At 70.9% G+C, this 16193-nt stretch carries 16 protein-coding genes; 6 read left to right on the top strand and 10 right to left on the bottom strand.

The features are described from left to right. Window positions 1-415: 415 nt before the first annotated feature. From ABD466_RS37735 to gad, 9 genes are all read right to left on the bottom strand, one after another. Entirely contained in the window at window positions 416-1627 is a 1212-nt protein-coding gene (locus ABD466_RS37735) for a cytochrome P450 (RefSeq protein ID WP_344662072.1), read from the bottom strand. 103 nt (window positions 1628-1730) lie between these two features. Continuing rightward, on the bottom strand, window positions 1731-2729 hold the full coding sequence (gene gap, locus ABD466_RS37730; protein WP_344662071.1) for a type I glyceraldehyde-3-phosphate dehydrogenase: 999 nt from the start codon (window positions 2727-2729) through the stop codon (window positions 1731-1733). Window positions 2730-2849: 120 nt separating this feature from the next. Then, a complete protein-coding gene (locus tag ABD466_RS37725) occupies window positions 2850-3836 on the bottom strand; it encodes a GlxA family transcriptional regulator (RefSeq protein ID WP_344662070.1) in 987 nt (328 codons plus the stop codon). 45 nt (window positions 3837-3881) lie between these two features. After that, window positions 3882-5072: a polysaccharide lyase family 7 protein gene (locus ABD466_RS37720; protein ID WP_344662069.1), complete on the bottom strand. Its 1191-nt coding sequence runs from the start codon at window positions 5070-5072 to the stop codon at window positions 3882-3884. Between the two features lie 56 nt (window positions 5073-5128). Beyond that, window positions 5129-7012, bottom strand: a complete 1884-nt coding sequence (locus tag ABD466_RS37715; protein WP_344662068.1) for a glycosyl hydrolase family protein — start codon at window positions 7010-7012, stop codon at window positions 5129-5131. 132 nt (window positions 7013-7144) lie between these two features. Beyond that, window positions 7145-8026, bottom strand: coding sequence for a DMT family transporter (locus ABD466_RS37710; RefSeq protein ID WP_344662067.1), 882 nt, complete (start codon window positions 8024-8026; stop codon window positions 7145-7147). A 151-nt stretch (window positions 8027-8177) separates the two neighbouring features. Then, window positions 8178-8789 (bottom strand): hypothetical protein, encoded by a 612-nt coding sequence (locus ABD466_RS37705; protein ID WP_344662066.1) that lies wholly within the window; start codon window positions 8787-8789, stop codon window positions 8178-8180. A 129-nt stretch (window positions 8790-8918) separates the two neighbouring features. Continuing rightward, window positions 8919-9305, bottom strand: a complete 387-nt coding sequence (locus ABD466_RS37700; protein ID WP_344662065.1) for a hypothetical protein — start codon at window positions 9303-9305, stop codon at window positions 8919-8921. A gap of 17 nt (window positions 9306-9322) precedes the next feature. After that, window positions 9323-10708 (bottom strand): glutamate decarboxylase, encoded by a 1386-nt coding sequence (gene gad / locus ABD466_RS37695; RefSeq protein ID WP_344662064.1) that lies wholly within the window; start codon window positions 10706-10708, stop codon window positions 9323-9325. A gap of 199 nt (window positions 10709-10907) precedes the next feature. On the opposite strand from gad, the gene ABD466_RS37690 reads away from it, so the two are divergent. The 3 genes from ABD466_RS37690 (at window position 10908) to ABD466_RS37680 (ending at window position 13164) form a co-directional block, all read left to right on the top strand. After that, window positions 10908-11330, top strand: coding sequence for a hypothetical protein (locus ABD466_RS37690; RefSeq protein ID WP_344662063.1), 423 nt, complete (start codon window positions 10908-10910; stop codon window positions 11328-11330). Between the two features lie 159 nt (window positions 11331-11489). Then, on the top strand, window positions 11490-12062 hold the full coding sequence (locus tag ABD466_RS37685; RefSeq protein WP_344662062.1) for a SigE family RNA polymerase sigma factor: 573 nt from the start codon (window positions 11490-11492) through the stop codon (window positions 12060-12062). After that, complete coding sequence (locus ABD466_RS37680; protein ID WP_344662061.1) at window positions 12052-13164, top strand: hypothetical protein; 1113 nt, start codon at window positions 12052-12054, stop codon at window positions 13162-13164. The genes ABD466_RS37685 and ABD466_RS37680 overlap by 11 nt, the downstream gene beginning before the upstream one ends. A gap of 238 nt (window positions 13165-13402) precedes the next feature. Here ABD466_RS37680 and ABD466_RS37675 read toward each other — a convergent pair whose 3' ends face one another. Next, complete coding sequence (locus ABD466_RS37675) at window positions 13403-13768, bottom strand: DUF4406 domain-containing protein (protein ID WP_344662060.1); 366 nt, start codon at window positions 13766-13768, stop codon at window positions 13403-13405. Window positions 13769-13814: 46 nt separating this feature from the next. Here ABD466_RS37675 and ABD466_RS37670 point away from each other — a divergent pair, with 46 nt between their 5' ends. The 3 genes from ABD466_RS37670 to ABD466_RS37660 all read left to right on the top strand — a co-directional run bounded on the left by ABD466_RS37670 (window position 13815) and on the right by ABD466_RS37660 (window position 16170). Next, entirely contained in the window at window positions 13815-14600 is a 786-nt protein-coding gene (locus ABD466_RS37670; protein WP_344662059.1) for a DeoR/GlpR family DNA-binding transcription regulator, read from the top strand. A gap of 65 nt (window positions 14601-14665) precedes the next feature. Then, window positions 14666-14932, top strand: a complete 267-nt coding sequence (locus tag ABD466_RS37665) for a hypothetical protein (protein WP_344662058.1) — start codon at window positions 14666-14668, stop codon at window positions 14930-14932. Next, the gene (locus ABD466_RS37660) at window positions 14929-16170 is read left to right on the top strand and encodes a cytochrome P450 family protein (RefSeq protein WP_344662057.1); all 1242 of its coding nucleotides are present in this window, start codon (window positions 14929-14931) and stop codon (window positions 16168-16170) included. Before ABD466_RS37665 ends, ABD466_RS37660 begins: the two co-directional genes overlap by 4 nt. The last annotated feature ends 23 nt before the right edge of the window (window positions 16171-16193 follow it).

Below are 16193 nucleotides of genomic sequence, written 5' to 3'. Positions count from 1 at the left end.
GATGTGACGGGGGATTCAGGACATGGCGACCAGAAAGCAGACCGCAGCCCGCGCGCGGGGTTGTGGATCCCCCGGAGCCGAGGCCCTCGCCGGAGGCGCTGCCTTTGACTTCACGTAACCCCTACACGCTGCCGACAGCCGCCAACGCACCCGGATACGAACCCGGAACTGCGACTCCCAGCGAGCTTTCAACACCATGGCCGAAGGTCGTAATAAATAGCCTTTCAACCCACAGACCAACGGAACGAACGCAGCGCTTTGCTATCAGGCGCCAGGAAAGTTGCTACCGCGCACCAGGAAGTCTGCCGCCAAGCACCAGGAAGTCTGCCGCCAAGCACCAGGAAGTCTGCCGCCCAGCACCAGCAGATTTGCCACCAGGCACCAGCAGATTCGCCGCCACGCACCAGCAGATTCGCTACCAAGCGGCAGGGAAAGCGATGATCGAGTCGACGATCTCCCCGCCGCTGAACGCCAACTCATCACGCGTCACCGTCATCCGCAACGTCGGCAACCGCTCCAGCAGCGTCCCGAGCCCGATGGTCAACTCGGCCTTGGCCAGGTGCGCACCCAGGCAGTAGTGCGGACCGCCGCCGAATATCAGGGTCGGCGGCGCATCCCGGTCGAAGCGGACGGTGTCCGGATCCGGATAGGCCTCGGGGTCGCGCGTCGCGCAGTTGCCGGCGATCGCGACCGCCGTCCCGGCCTTGACCGTGCCCGACGGCAGCTCCACGTCCTCGACCGCCAGGCGCAGCAGCGTCGTGTTGCTCAGCCCGGTGTAGCGCAGCAGTTCGTCGACCGCGGCCGGCACTGTGCCGGGGGCGTCGAGCAGCTGCTTCCACAGCCGGCGGTCGTCCTGGAGCAGCTCGGCCAGGAACCGGCTCAGGGCCGTGGAGGTGGTCTCGTTCCCGGCCGCGATCAGGCCGGTCACCATGACCAGCAGCTCGTGCTCGGTCAGGCGGTCCGTGCCGTCGCGTGCCGCGATCAGGTCGTCGATCAGGTCCTCACCGGGCTCGGCGCGCTTGGCGGCGAGCAGCTCGGTGATGTACTCGAGGAACGCGGTGATGTGCGCCACCCGCTCCTCGGGCTCCATCCGGGCGCTGGCGGCGAAGGCGTTGGACCAGACGCGGAACCGCGGGGCGTCCTGCTCGGGCACGCCGAGCAGCCGGCAGATGATGCGCGTGGGCAGCGCGAAGCAGTAGTCCACGACCAGGTCGGCCGGCGGGCCGGCCTTCTCCAGGGCGTCGATCAGCTCGCTCGCGACCTGGCGGATCACTGGCTTCCAGCGCTCCACCCGCCGCGGCGTGAACGCGCCGGCGACGATCCGGCGGATCCGCAGGTGGTCCTCGCCGTCCTTGTTGAGCAGGATGTCGGGGTCCTGCAGGAAGCTCGGCTCCGCGGTCATCCGCGGCGCGTCCGGCCCGGTCAGGTCGTGCGACAGGCGCGGGTCGGCCATCGCCGCGGCCACGTCCCGGTACGTCACCAACAGCACCGCCGGATCGCCGCTCGGCAGGCGCACCTCCCCGAACGGGCACGTCGCCCGGCGCTCGGCGTATTCGGCCGGCGGTGTGAGCGAGTGGCTGGGGAACGGGAACGCCGGCAGATCGGCCATCCGGTCGGTGTCAGTCATGCGCGTGACCTTTCGGATCGGGGTCTCGATACCGTGCGTCCCGTGCCACAGTCTTCTGGGAGCACACGGTAATCGCTCGACGCCGATGCGCAAGGAGGGTGGATCAGGGCCTTGCGATGAGCTCCAGCGTGTCCACCACCCGGTGGGAGAAGCCCCACTCGTTGTCGTACCACGCGACCACCTTCACGTGGCGGCCGTCGACCCGGGTCAGTGCCGAGTCGAAGATCGCCGACGCGGGGTTGCCGACGATGTCGGAGGACACGAGCGGGTCCTCGGAGTACTCGAGGACGCCGGCGAGCGGCCCCTGCGCGGCGGCCCGGTACGCGGCCAGCACGTCGTCCCGCGTCACGTCGCGGGCGACCGTGGTGTTGAGCTCGACGAGCGAGCCGACCGGCACCGGGACCCGGATCGAGTCGCCGGACAGCTTGCCGTCCAGGCCGGGCAGCACCAGCCCGATCGCCTTGGCGGCGCCGGTCGTGGTCGGCACGATGTTGACCGCGGCGGCCCGCGCGCGGCGCGGATCGCGGTGCGGACCGTCCTGCAGGTTCTGCTCCTGGGTGTAGGCGTGCACCGTGGTCATGAAGCCGTGCTCGATGCCGGCGAGGCCGTCGAGCACCGCGGCCAGCGGAGCCAGCGCGTTGGTCGTGCACGAGGCGTTCGACACGACGGTGTGCGCGGCCGGGTCGTACGCGTCCGTGTTGACTCCGTAGGCGATGGTGGCGTCGGCACCCTCCGACGGCGCGCTGACGAGTACTTTCCGGGCGCCGGCCTCGAGGTGCGCGCTCGCGGCCTTCGCCGCGGTGAAGCGGCCCGTGGCCTCCAGCACGATGTCGACGCCGAGCTCGCCCCACGGCAGCCGCGCCGGCTCCCGCTCGGCCAGCACCCTGATACGGCGCCCGTCGACGACGATCATGTCGCCGTCCACGGTGACCGGTCGGCCGAGGCGGCCGGCCGTGGTGTCGTACGCGAGCAGCCGGGCCAGGGCGGCCGGCTCGGTGAGGTCGTTGACGGCGGCGATCTCGAGGTCGCTGCCGCGCTCCAGCAGGGCGCGCAGCACGTTGCGGCCGATGCGGCCGAATCCGTTGACGGCGATGCGAGTCATGGATGGTCTCCCTTCGTTGTCCCACCAGCCTCGCGCGTCGGTGCCGGCCGTGGCCGTGGCGAGAGCGCCATGGTTCGCAAGGATCGCGCCAAAGTGAGGACCGGGGCGCCGCGCGGGGCGCTACTCGCCCTGGGTGAAGGTGCGCCGGTACTCGCTGGGCGTCGTCCCGAGGATCCGCTGGAAATGCGCCCGCAGGTTCGTCCCGGTGCCCAGACCGACGTCGTTCGCGATCTGCTCGATGCCGCGCTCCGAGCGCTCGAGCAGTTCCCGGGCCATGTCGACACGCGCCCGCATCACCCACTGCATCGGCGTGTATCCGGTCTCCTCGATGAAACGCCGCGAGAACGTGCGCGGCGACACCGCCGCGTGCCGGGCCAGGGATTCCAGGCTGAGGGGTTCGCCGAGACGACGCAGCGCCCATTCGCGGGTGGCCGCGAACCGTTCACCGAGCGGCTCGGGCACGCTGCGCGGCACGTACTGCGCCTGACCGCCGCTGCGGTAGGGGGCCGCGACCAGGCGCCGCGCGGCGTGGTTGGACGCGGCCACCCCGAGATCGCCGCGCAGGACGTGCAGACACAGGTCGAGGCCCGAGGCCGCGCCCGCCGATGTCAGAACGCTGCCTTCGTCGACGAACAGCACGTTCTCGTCGACCCGGATCCGCGGATACTTCTGCGCGAGCGCCCGCGTGTAGTGCCAGTGCGTCGTCGCGCGCTTACCGTCGAGCAGTCCCGTCGCGGCGAGCGCGAAGGCCCCCGTGGAGATGGCCGCGAGCCGCGCACCCCGGCCGTGCGCGGCGACGAGCGCCTCGACGACGGCCCGAGGCGGATCGTCCCGGTCCGGGAACCGATAGCCGGGGAGGAAGACGATGTCGGCCCACGCCAGCGCGTCGAGGCCGTCGGCGACGTGGTACGCGAGACCGTCGCCGCCGGTCACGAGCCCGGGCGCGGCCCCGCACACCCGGACCTCGTACGGCATGCTCGCCCGCGTCGTGAACACCTGCGCCGGAATGCCGACGTCGAGCGGCTTCGCGCCCTCGAGCACCAGGACGGCGACGCGACGCAGGCGGGGCGGCGGCTCGCGGCGCCGGCCTGCCCGCTGAACGCTCATGGCAAGATCCTAACCACGCGTTCAGCGGACCGGCCGGCTGACGGATCAGCTGCTGTGGTGGATCGCCAGGCGGTAGAAGCCGACCCTGGCGCCGACACTGGGATCGCTGCCCGACGTCTGGTCGTAGTCACCGGCCTTGAAGTACATCCCGTAGCCGTCGAACGTGGACGACGCGGTCCACGTCCTGGCCGTCCCGCCGTTGAGCACCAGGCTGATCGTGCTGCCGCTCAGGCCGATCACGTAGCTCCACGTGGTGCCCACCGGCACGTTGCCGACCGTGTACAGCACCTCGTTGCCGCCGGCCGGCGTCTGTTCGATGGCCATCTTGATGTCGCCGTTGGCGTAGGAGAACAGCTCCAGCAACGGCTTGGTCGAGCCGCCGGAGCCCAGGTGGATCTGGCCGACGCACACGTGGTCGGGCACCTTGGTGACCTTCAGGGTGGCGCTCAGAGTGTGGGTGCCGGGGGCGAACCAGTTCGCGGCGGCGCCGGAGGACGTCATCTCCCGCAGTTCCGACCGCGAGTAGTTCGAGTTCGGGGTGGTGACGCCGTTCTCGGGGTCCCAGAACGTCATCGCCCCGTCGCCGGAGTCGGTGAAGAAGGAGGAGTCCTGGAAGCCGTCGGCGCCCTCCAGCTGCGACGGCGGGATCGTGGTGGGCGACCCCGCCGAGCCGGTCGGGAGCTGCAACTCCCACAACGAGAGGTCGAAGTTGCCTCCCGGCGCGACGCCCGGGTTGAGGCCGCCGCCGCCCGCCGGCAGCATCCACTGCTGGTTCGCGGTGCCGGCGCAGGTCCAGATCTGCGCCTGGGTGCCGGATCCGCCGTACCCGGTGTCATCCAGGCACTTGCCCGAATTCGGGTTCAGCAACTCGCCGTTCGCCTGGGGAACCCACTGCTGGGCGCCGGTCCCGTTGCAGTCGTACAGATCCACGAGGGTGCCGTCGGCGGTTCCCGCGGAACGCACGTCCAGGCACTTGCCGAGGGTCCGCAGCGTGTGGGCGGAGCTGTCGACGGTCCACTGCTGGGCGGTGGTGCCGTTGCAGGTGTAGACCTGCACCGGATTGAAGTTGGTCGTGACCGCACCGCGATCGTCCAGGCACAGTCCCTGGTATCCGGTGATCGGACCGGTGGTCGTCGCGGCGGAGGCCACGGGGGCCACCGCCAAGCTGATCCCGGCAATGCTGAGCACCGCGCCGGAGACTCCGGCGCCGAGCGCCACGATCGGCCGTCTGGCCATGGCGGGACTTCCTTTCCGGGCGGGAGAGCCCGTTCGGGGGATGGGAACTCGGGACTTCAGGCGGCAGGCTTCTGAGACCACGTCTCAGACGGGCTGCCGTTGCACGTGTAGATGTCGGCCGTGGCGTAGTTCGCGGTGGAGGCACCGAGAACGCTCAGGCACAGGCCCGATCCGACGCCGACGATGGTGCCCGCCGGGGTGACGTTCCAGAGCTGGCCGGCGGAGCCGTCGCAGGCCTCGATGTCGACCCCGGAATAGACCGCGGTGGCACCGCCGACGACCCCGAGGCAGTCGCCGGACGGGACGCCGACGATCTCGCCCCCGGGCTGGAGCGTCCAGTTCTGACCGGCGCTGCCGTTGCAGGTGTAGATGTCCGCGGTCGCGCCCGCCTGGGTCGAACCGCCGCTCACGCTCAGGCACTTGCCGGAGAGCCCGCCCACCAGCGTGGTGCTGGACGGTCCGGAACCGTTGCCGAAGCTGAGGATCCGCGCGCTGCCGGCCGGGATCGTGACGGTGAGCGTGGTCCCGCCGACCGCGATGCTGTCCGGCGTCGGCGCCGGAAGCGTGCCGTCGGCGTGCACCGTCTGACCGCCGAGCGTGATGCCGCTGGTCGCGGACAGCCCACCGCTCGCGGTGAGGTCGACCTGGTTCGCCCGGCTGAAGGAGGCCGGCAGCGTCAGCTGCACCGTCGTCGCTCCGGTCGTCGCCGGATCGTCGACGTCGTCGAGAAGGACGCTCAGCGTGCCGTCGGCATGCCGCACGGCGTAGGTGCGCACATCGGCCCACACGGGATTGTCCAGGTCCAGGAACTGGCCGTCACCCAGCGCGCGCACTGCCGCCATCCCGTAGTACTCGGGCTGGGCGACCACGTCGCCGGCGGCCGCGTCCGAAGCGGTCGGCGCGCACAGCGGCGTGTAGGGCATGGCCGTGCCGCACTGGGCGACGCCGCCGTGCATGAAGTCGCCGGAGACGCCTTCGCGCGCCATCACGAGCTGCTCGTCGATCTCCCACAGCGCCGACGCGAACACGTTGCTGACCCCGGGCGCGCCGCCGCAGTCGGCGTTGTTGGTCTCGTCGACGACCGCCGGCACACCCAGCGGCGCGGCGCTCGCGACCGCGGCGTCGGCCTCCGCCTTCTCCGCGTCGCGCACCGTCGTGCCGAGCAGGTCGGCGATCGTCGGGGCGCCGCCGCAACCGTTTCCGGTCAACGGATAGAAGTGGTTCGTCAGCTCGTTGATCTGGGGGTGCGGCAACGCATGCTGGGCGCCCACGAACGCGCTCTGGAAGCTGCTGCCCGGTCCCCGCGCCTCGTCGCTGCCCTCGATCGGCACGCCGGGTGCGGCCGCCTGGATCGCCGCCACATACGCCTGGAAGTCGGTGAGGTACTGCGACGTGTTGTTCGCGTACTTCGAGTAGAGGTCGGGCTCGTTGCCGATCTCGATGTCCTGCAGCGAGGAGCCCAGGGTCTGCTGGGCGAACTTCGCTTCGTTCGCCGCGCGCGCCGGGTCGTACTGCTTGAGGTTGACCCCGAGGATCACCTTCCAGCCGGTGGAACTCGCGAGCCCGGCCAGGGCGGTGAGGCCGGCCGGCGTGATCGTGGCGACCGACCACGACGGCGCGCTCTCCCCGGTGGAGGTCCAGAAGGTCTGGTCCGACTTGTTGCCGCCTATTCGGATGACCGACGAGGGGCTGAGCGTCTTGAGATACGCCGCGAGGTTCCCGCCGGTGAACGCGGGCTGTGCCAGATTGCTTGCCTCGAACGACAGCCCTTCCGAGGAGTCGGTCAGCGAGGTGCCGACCGTGGTGGAGGAGATGGTGATGACCGATGTGGCCGCCGCGGCGGGAGCGGCCGAGCCGGTCACCGGGGCGACCGGAGCGACGAGCGCCAGCGCCGTCGTCGCTGCGGCGATCACGCGGCCGCGGGCAGGGAGGTATGACATGTGGGGGGACACCTTCCTGGAGCGAATGTGGGGGGGACTCCGTGAATCAGCATTCATGTATGTGAATTCTGATTATGTAGGTGAACGGCGCACACGATAGGGGTCTGTATTCACATCCGTCAACGCTCGGGGTCACGCGCGTTGAGCAGTCGCTGAGCTGTCCGCTTCGGCCTCGCCCAGCTCAGACCGGCTCAGGATCACGATGCCGGCGATCGCCAGGATCCCCGCCACGATCTGGACGGCCAGTGCCCACCCGGTGGCGAGCGGCTCGCGGAAGACGGCGGCCCCCATCAAGACCGAGCCGACCGGCTCCACGGTGTCGATGACGGGCAGGCTGATCGCCAGGGAGCCGGCCTGGTAGGAGCTCTGCACCAGGAGCAGCCCCGTGATGCCGACGACGATCAGGGCGTAGGGCTCCCAATGCGTCAACGCGTCCAGGCCCTCGTTACGGAACAGGCCGGCGGCGCCCTTGGTCAGGGCGTCCAGGAGTGCGAACAGCAGTCCCGCGGCGGCCGCGTAGGCGCCGGTGCGAACGGTGGCGGGGGTCCGGAGCCCCATCGCGAGCAGCCCGGCCACGAGCGCCACGACGACGATCAGGAGCGGCACCCAGTCCGCCAGTCCCGGAACGGCCGTGCCCTCCCCGGAGGGCAGCACGGCCAGGAAGGCGGCCACGCCGCCGGCGGTGCACGTCGCGCCGATCGTCTCGGTGGGCGTGAGGCGCCTGCCCTGGCGCCACGCGACCAGGGGCAGCGCGAACAGCAGGTCGGTCGACGCCAGCGGCATCACCAGCACCAGCGGGCCGAACGCGAGCGCCACGCCCTGGATGACGTAGGAGGCGGCGGCCATCCCGACGCCCGCGAGCCACAGCGGCTGGCGGAGCAGGGACAGGAGCAGCCGCGGATGCAGCGACTGCGTCGTGGGCGCGGCCGCGGCGGCGGCCTGTTGGAGCACGGCGGCGACGGCGAAGGTCAAGGCGGCCAGAAGCGCCGCCGTCACTGCCACCGCCAAGCTCATGGATCACAGCATGACGGCTGGCCGTGCCCGCCGCCGGAGAAGGTCCTGCTCAGCACGCCGATCGCGCCTTCCGGTTCAGCCGTCCGGCGGTATCAGTACTCGCTACTCAGTGCGCAGTGCGCAGTGCATCAGTGCATCAGTGCATCAGGGCTCAGTACTCCAGCACGAAGGACTCCCCGGCACGCTTGAACCCGATCCGGTCGTAGTACGGCGCCACTTCGCCGGGCGGGCTCAGGACCTTGCGGAACCCGTGGTCGGTGAAAAGGCGGCTGGAGCGGTAGACGAACTCTCCCGGCGTGAAGTCCCGGTACGGCTTCGTCACGTAGTCCAGCTCGACCTGGGCCGTGTGCTCGTCCAGCGCCCGGACCAGCACCACCCCGACCAGCGCGTCGCCGGTCATGACGAGGTACGCGTGGCGGCCGGGGCCGGTCTCCCGGCGGAAGCCGGGGTTGAACGCGCGGATGTCGTCGCCGTGGACGCGCAGCACGTAGTCCAGGAACGTGTCGTCGTTCCGGACCGGGACCACCTGGTACTGCCGCTCGTCGTGCCGGGTGGAGAGCAGGCGGTACAGGAAGTAGCCGTCGATGGCGCCCAGCACCACGTTGAGGCCGACCTGCGGCCAGATGCCCAGAGCCCAGTTGAAGACGATCAGCACCAGGCAGCCCAGGAGGTTGAACGCCCGGAACCGGACCTGGCCGGCCTGCAACAACGACCACACCAGCACCGCCGATGCGGCCCACCCGACCACGTCAAGCCAACCCACGATTCATGTCCTTTCAAGTCCGGGCGTCACAGTCCCACGACGGCGTCGTCGTGGTCCAGTTCCGCGCCGGCGCCGCCACCCGGATCACCATGAAAGGTAATGATTCGGAGATAATGGCCATGAAGTCGCTCATGTCGTCAGCACCGCGGTGGCCGCCGTCGCGGCGATCGGCTCCGCGCGGTACCGGCACCACATCTGGCGCCCGGACGCCGGGGGCTCCACCTGCTTCCTCATCGCCAGCCTGCTGGCCTGGTTCGAGGTCTGCCGCGCCTGGGCGGCGTGGCGGCCCCGTTCGATCGCGTGGTGGATCACGCTCGCGAACCGGCGGGATCGGTCGCGTTCGGCGCGTCGGCGGTCGCCGTGTTCGTCCAGCCGGGCTCGACCGACCCGCTCAGCGCCCCGGCCACCGACCTCGGGACGCCGGCCGGCGCGGTGTTGTTCCTCGTGGGTGCGGTCCTGCTCCTGGCCGAGCGAGGCGAGCCCGAGCCCGTGCCCGTGCACCCGGACGGTCCGCACCCACCTTCCCCGCGATCTCAGTGATGGAACCCGGCTTCCTGCGGCGCCACCGAACCCCCGTCCGCCGCCTGAAGCCGCTTGACCTCCCGCTCGACGTCGTCCCCGAGCAACTCCAGCTTGTCGCGGCTGATCCCGTGCCGCACCAGCACCCGCTGGATCACCGTGTCCTGCCGGTCCGCGGGCAGCGGATACGCCGGCACCTGCCAGCCCCGCGTCCGCAGCCGGTCGGTCAGGTCGTACAGCGTGAACCCGGCCTTGTCCGGCTCCTTCAGCTTCCAGCTCACCGCCGGCAGGGCGCCCTTGCCGTCGTACACCAGCTCGAACGGGCCCATCTCGGCGATGCGGCGTCCCAGCGCCTGTCCGGCTTCTGACGCGATCTCGTAGATCTTCGTGTAACCGTCGTGGCCATGGCGCAGGAAGTTGAAGTACTGCGCGATGACCTGACCGCCGGGGCGGGAGAAGTTCAGCGCGAGCGTCGGCATGTTGCCGCCGAGGTAGCGCACGCGGAACACCAGGTCCTCCGGCAGCAACTCAGGGCTGCGCCACACCACGAACCCCACGCCCAGGGGCGCCATGCCGTACTTGTGGCCCGAGGCGTTGATGGAGGCGACGCGCGGTACCCGGAAGTCCCATTCCAGCGCCGGCTGCAGGAACGGGGCGACGAACCCGCCGCTGGCCGCGTCCACGTGCAGCGGGATGTCCAGGCCGGTGTCGTCCTGGATCGCGTCGAGCTCGGCGGCGAGCTCCTTGATCGGCTCGTAGTCGCAGGTGTAGGTGACGCCGAGGATCCCGACGACGCCGATGGTGTTCTCGTCCACGTTCGCGCGCAGCTGCTCCGGCCGCAGGCCTGTGGCGTCGGGCAGGACGGGGACCTGACGCAGCTCGACGTCGAAGTACCGGGCGAACTTCTCCCAGCAGACCTGCACCGGCCCGCAGACCAGGTTGGGCCGGTCGGCCGGCTTGCCCGCGGCGCGGCGCGCGGCGCGCCAGCGCCACTTCAGGGCCAGCCCGGCGAGCATCGCGGCCTCCGAGGACCCGGTCGTCGACGTGCCGACGGTCGGGCCGGCCGGCGCGTTCCACAGGTCCGCCAGGATGTGCACGCACCGGTTCTCGATCTCCGCGGTCTGCGGGTACTCGTCCTTGTCGACCATGTTCTTGTCGATGCACACGGCCATCAGCTCGTGCGCCTCGTGGTCCAGGAAGGTCGAACAGAACGTCGCCAGGTTCTGCGACGCGTTCCCGTCCAGCGCGAGCTCGTCCAGGATCAGGTCCCGCACCGCCCCCGGCGGGGACCCGCCCTCCGGCATCCGCCTCTTCGGGAGGTCGCCGCTGGCCAGCGTGGTGGTGTAGCAGTCCTCGGCGCTCTTCTCATCTCCGGTGTCGACCTCGTGCAGCGCAGCCATCGGCCCCGTCTCCTTTCGCAGTCTGTGCACGCCGGGCCTACCCGCTCGAAAAAGGAAGAGTCTTGGCATATGGGTGAAAACACCCCGGCCAGGCCGACCGGCGGACGGACTTGGACGGAATCGTTGCCGCGTCCGGCGGCTCCCGGCAGGGTCGGTGGAACTCAGCCGAACCTTCCTCCGTACTCCGAAGGAGCCCTCCTTGAAGATCAGAATCGCCGCCTTCTCCGCCGTGCTGGCCCTCACCGCGGCGGCCGGCACCCTCTCCACCGGCAGCGCCTCGGCCACCGTGTCCGGCGGCGGCTGCGGCTCGGTGATCGGATGGGACAACATCACCCTGCAGTCCTGCGTCACCTACGTGGGAGACACCAGCGGCCGCACCATCGTGGGATCGGCCTACACCAACGGCACCAACAACACCACCATCGACCTCTGCTCCAAGATCCAGACCATCGACGGTGTCGACATCCTGAACACTCAGCGCTGCACCCGCGGCACCGCCATCGGCCTGCGCGACACCTCCGGCCAGGTGACCCTGGGCAAGGGCCAGTACCGCGCCGTCGCGTTCTTCAAGACCCCCTCGGTGTCGCCGCCCGCGGTCTCCGCCACGATCACCATCAGCTGATCAAGCCTCCCCCCCCCCGCCGCCGGCCCGTCACCGGCGGCGGCCTTTTGCCGTCTCCGAAAATCGCTCTCAACTTTCCGCTCCCCGGGAGGCTCTAAGAAGTGAGCGTCCGGAACCCCGGGCGCGGCAATGTCGAGCGAGGGGGCGAGGTGGTGCCATGTGGCACTGGCCGAGCATGAAGAGCAGCAGTTCTGGGAGTTCGTCACGGCGCGGCGGCAACAGTTGGTCCGCACCGCCTACCTGTTGACGGGCGACCACGGCCACGCCGAGGACTTCGTCCAGGACGCGCTGATCCGGGCGCACCGGAACTGGCGCCGCATCGAGCGGAACGACCAGCCGGAGGCCTACGTCCGGCGCATCGTGGTCAACCTGGCGAACTCCTGGTGGCGGCGCGCGTTGCGGCACCGTACCCACCCTGCCGGACGGTTGCCCGAGCAGCCCGTGGACCGCGACGAGCACGCCGCCGTGGACCGGAACGACGCACTGTGGCGCGCCCTGCGCCAGCTGCCCAGCGGTATGCGCACCGTGATCGTCCTGCGCTACTACGAGGAGCTCTCGGAAGCGGAGACCGCGGCGGTCCTGGGCAGATCGCTGGGCACGGTCAAGAGCCAGGCGTCACGGGGTCTGGCCCGGATGCGTGAGCTGCTCGGCGACCCCTCGATGTCCGCGGCCGGCGCCGTGTCCGGCACCCGCGGCATCCCCATCAATTCAGGAGGTTCCCATGCACGATGACGAGTTCGAGAGGCCCGGGGGGGAGTTCGGGGACGAAGTCTCCCGCATGCTGCGCGACCGCGCGGCGCACCACATCGGCCGCGGCGACGCGGTGGCGCTGACCCGCAAGCACATCGCGGTGGCCGGCACCCGGCGCAAGGCCTACTCGGCCACGGCCGCGCTGGCCGTCGTCGGCGGGCTCGTGGTCGGAGGCCAGGCGTTCGGTTCCGGTCCCGGCACGGGTTCCGGCGACGGCACGTCGATCGGTGCCGCGGGTCAGCCCGGCCGGCCGACCACCGCGGCCCCGCCGAAGCTGACTCCGACGCAGAACCCCGTGCAGGCTCCGGCCCACACCACGACGCCGGCGCCCCTGCCGCCGATCGACTGCTCCGGGCTTCCCAAGATGCCGACCGCCGCGGACTTCACCTGGGGTGCGCGCGGATCCCTGGCCGCCGACGCCGACCTGGGCCACGCCCTCGTGGCGCGGGCGGCGGCGCTGACCGGCGGTAAGAACGCCAAGCTGGCCTACGCCGGCGAGGACGGCTCGACCCGCGTCGCGGTGGTGTTTGTGGACGCGGACCACGCCCCGGGCTGCAACCACCTGCTGGCGGTGGTCTTCCACGGTCCGGCCGGTACCGCGGCGGACGCCCTGGGCGTGCAGGCCGGCGTGGGCGGCTACGGTGTCGACTACGGCTTCACCTGGGCCGAACGCGGCACCGACGGCTCGATGACCCTGCTGGCCATCGACCCGCCGACCGTCCACTCCCTGCTCCTGGCCGGGACCCTGGACGGCTCGCACACGTCGACCACGAACGTGTCCACCGAGGACGGCACGCTGTTGGAGACCTACCCGGCCGGAACTCCGGTTCCCGCATGGGTCGAGTTCGGCGCCCCGGGGACGTCGACCAAGGGCGACCAGCCCGGCAACCCGGTCAGCTTCGTGGTCGCCGCCGGCACCCGCGAAGCCTACGCGCGGGCCGTCGGAACCTCGCCCTCGAAGGTGACGCAGAAGTCCGGCATGTATGTGGGGCCGGGAGGCACGTACATGCTGAACGCCACGCGGGACGTTCAGGGCACCGAGCACGTGTTCTGGAGCAGCTTCATCAACGAGGGCACCGAGTAACAGCCGCCACCGCACACCCCGAGGGCCCGACCGCCGGACGCGATTTTCGGCGGTCGGGCCCTCGGCAGCTTACGCGGCGGGTCCGGTGGCGGCTACATTGTCCGCCGCCCGGCCGGCCGCCTCGACGTCACGGCCGGCGGCCGGTCCCTCGGATCGGGAACGGTTCCCCCTGTCGAGCAGCGGACCACCTATGTTCGAGCCCCGACTCACCGGCGCTCGCGGCGAACCGGCCGACCGTTCAGGCGCGGGGGATCTGGTCGAGCGAGGTGTAGACGGGGATGCCGCGTTCCCGCGCGATGGCGACGTCCTGGTCGGCGCCCCGGGACTCGCCCGGGAGCCGGAGCACGGCGTCGCAGTGCTGCAGGAGCCGCTGGGCCGTCGGGTACATCACCTGCTCGGCCAGCGGATCGTTCGGGCCCGTGGCGCCGGCGCTGTCCAGGACCGGAAGCGCGACCCACTCGCCGATCATCGGCACGTGCCCGGCCTCGAAGACCGGCCACGCCGCCTGCTCCAGGCGCTTCAGGTTCCGCCGCATCAACTCGGGGTCGCCACCCGTGCCGGACTTGTAGGGGCCGGCTATCAGGATCATCAACGGTCGTGTCATGGTGCTAGGATACAGCAGAAACGTGCAACAACGTGAAGGAGTCGGCATGCTGGCCGCCGCCCGCAAGGATCTGCTGCTCGACCGCCTGCGCCGCGACGGCCGCGTCGTGGCCAAGGAGATCGCCGACGAGCTCGGCATCTCCCCGGACAGCGTCCGCCGCGACCTGCGCGAACTCGACGCCGCCGGCCTCGCCGTCCGGGTCTACGGCGGCGCCCTGCCCGCCTCGCCGGCCGTCGTCGACTACGCCGCCCGCGCCGCCGTCGCCCCGGAGAGCAAACGCCGCGTCGCCGCGAAGGCCGCCACCCTCATCCGCCCGGGATGCGCCGTGATCCTCGACGGCGGCACCACGGCGCGCGCGGTCGTCGACGCGATGCCGAAGTCCCTGCCCTGCACCGTGATCACCCACAGCCCCACGATCGCGGCCGCCCTGCTCGACCACGAGGCGGAGGTCTTCCTCCTCGGCGGCCGGCTGTTCAAGCACTCGGCGGTGACATGCGGCGCGGCGGCGGCCGAGGCCGCGTCCCGGATCAGCGCCGACCTCTTCCTTCTGGGGGTCACCGGCGTCCACCCCACGGCCGGCCTGACCACCGCGGACCTCGACGAAGCCGCGATGAAGCGCGCCCTCGCCGCCCGGGCCGCCGACACCTACGTGCTGGCCAGCGTCGAGAAGATCGGCACGGCCTCGCGCTACGCGGTGCTCCCGCTCGAAGAGATCGCGGGCCTGGTGACCGACGCGGACCCCGGCGAGCCCACCATCGCCGAGCTCCTGAGCCAGGGTGCCGAGGTGCTGTTCGCGGATATATCGCCGGATCCGCCACGGCCTTCGGCCTAGCATGACCGCATGGCCACCCCGACCCCGATCGTGTTCGCCATGGAGACCCGCGACCCCGGATCGGCGTGATCAAGCACGTTCCGCGCCGCCTCGGCGTGGAGGTCGCCGTCTCCTCCGGCCCCCTGACTCCCGGCCTGGAGGCGGTGCGGGAAGGCATGGATCTGTCCTTGAGTCAGTGGCCTGATGGCAAGATGTTCCACGATCCGCCGGCCTTCGCCGTCGCGCTCGACGAGACCGTGTGCGACCTCACCGAGGTCGAGGTCTACCGCGAGCGTGGACAGTGGGGATCGCGACTGGTTCCTCGACGTTCTGACCTTGGAGTATTCCCGTGACCCTCAAAGACGCGGACATCGCCCGCGCTCTGATCCCTGTCCTCGGCGCCGACCACGAGACCGTCGCCGAGCGGCTGCACGCCGCACCCGGGGGAGTGCACTGCGCGCAGCTCGCGGGCGGGGAGCGGATCTGGGTCGTCAGCCGCTACGACGACGTGAAGTCCCTGCTCGCCGACCCGCGTCTGGCCCTCAACAAGAAGGCGTCCCTGGCGGGATATGAGGGCTTCGGTCTGCCACCCGCGCTGGAGGCGAACCTGCTGAACCTGGACGGCGAGGACCACGCACGGTTGCGGCGTCTGGTGTCCTCCGCGTTCACCGCCCGGCGGATGGAAGGCCTCCGGGAGCAGATCCAGGCGCGGGCGAACACGCTCGTCGACGCGCTGGCGGGTGACAGCCGGGACTCCGACGCCACGACCGGCACCATCGCCGACCTCGTCACCGGATACGCCGCACCGCTGCCCATCGCAGTGATCTGCGACCTCCTCGGCGTGCCCGGTGAGCAGGGCGCGACCCTGCGCGGCTACACGCAGGTGCTGCTCGCGCCGGGCGAGTACGGGGCGGCCGAGGTGGCCCAGACGATGCGCGGCATCATCGGGCTGCTCTCCGCCCTCCTCGCGGCCAAACGCGACGAACCCGCCGACGACCTGCTCTCGGCCATGATCGCCGCCCGCGACGGATCCGACCGCCTGTCCGAGGACGAACTCCTCTCCCTGGCCTTCCTGATCTTGTTCGCGGGCTACGAGAACTCGGTCCACGTCATCAGCGCGGCGGTAGCCCGGCTGCTCGCGGACCCGGCCACGGCAGCCGCGGTACGCGCCGAGCCCGATCCGCACACCCCGGCCATGACCGCTGTGGTCGAGGAAGCCCTGCGTCGCGACCAGCCGGGCACCACGGCGATCCGCCGCTTCCCGACCGAGGACCTGCCGCTGAGCGACGGCATCGTGATCCCGGCCGGAGACACGGTCCTGCTGTCGGTCAGCTCGGCGAACCGCGATCCGCAGGCGGCCGCGACCCCGGGCCACCTCACGTTCGGCCACGGCGTGCACTACTGCCTGGGCGCACCACTGGCCCGGCTCGAGGTCCGTATCGCCCTCTGGACCCTGCTGACCAGGCTCCCCGACCTGACCCTGGCGGTCGCCCCGGAAGAGCTGGTCTGGCGCTCGAGCCACCGCCAGCACGCCCTGGCTGCCCTCCCGGTCAGGACGGGAAAGGTGCTTCCCGCCGCGTCGCAGGACTGAACCGCCGTGTGGTTCTGAGGGAA

The sequence above is a fragment of the Catenulispora subtropica genome, from assembly GCF_039531675.1.
Taxonomy (GTDB): Bacteria; Actinomycetota; Actinomycetes; order Streptomycetales; family Catenulisporaceae; genus Catenulispora; species Catenulispora subtropica.
The sequence above is the reverse complement of the archived record's forward strand: the minus strand, read 5'-3'. Positions and strand labels throughout refer to the sequence as shown.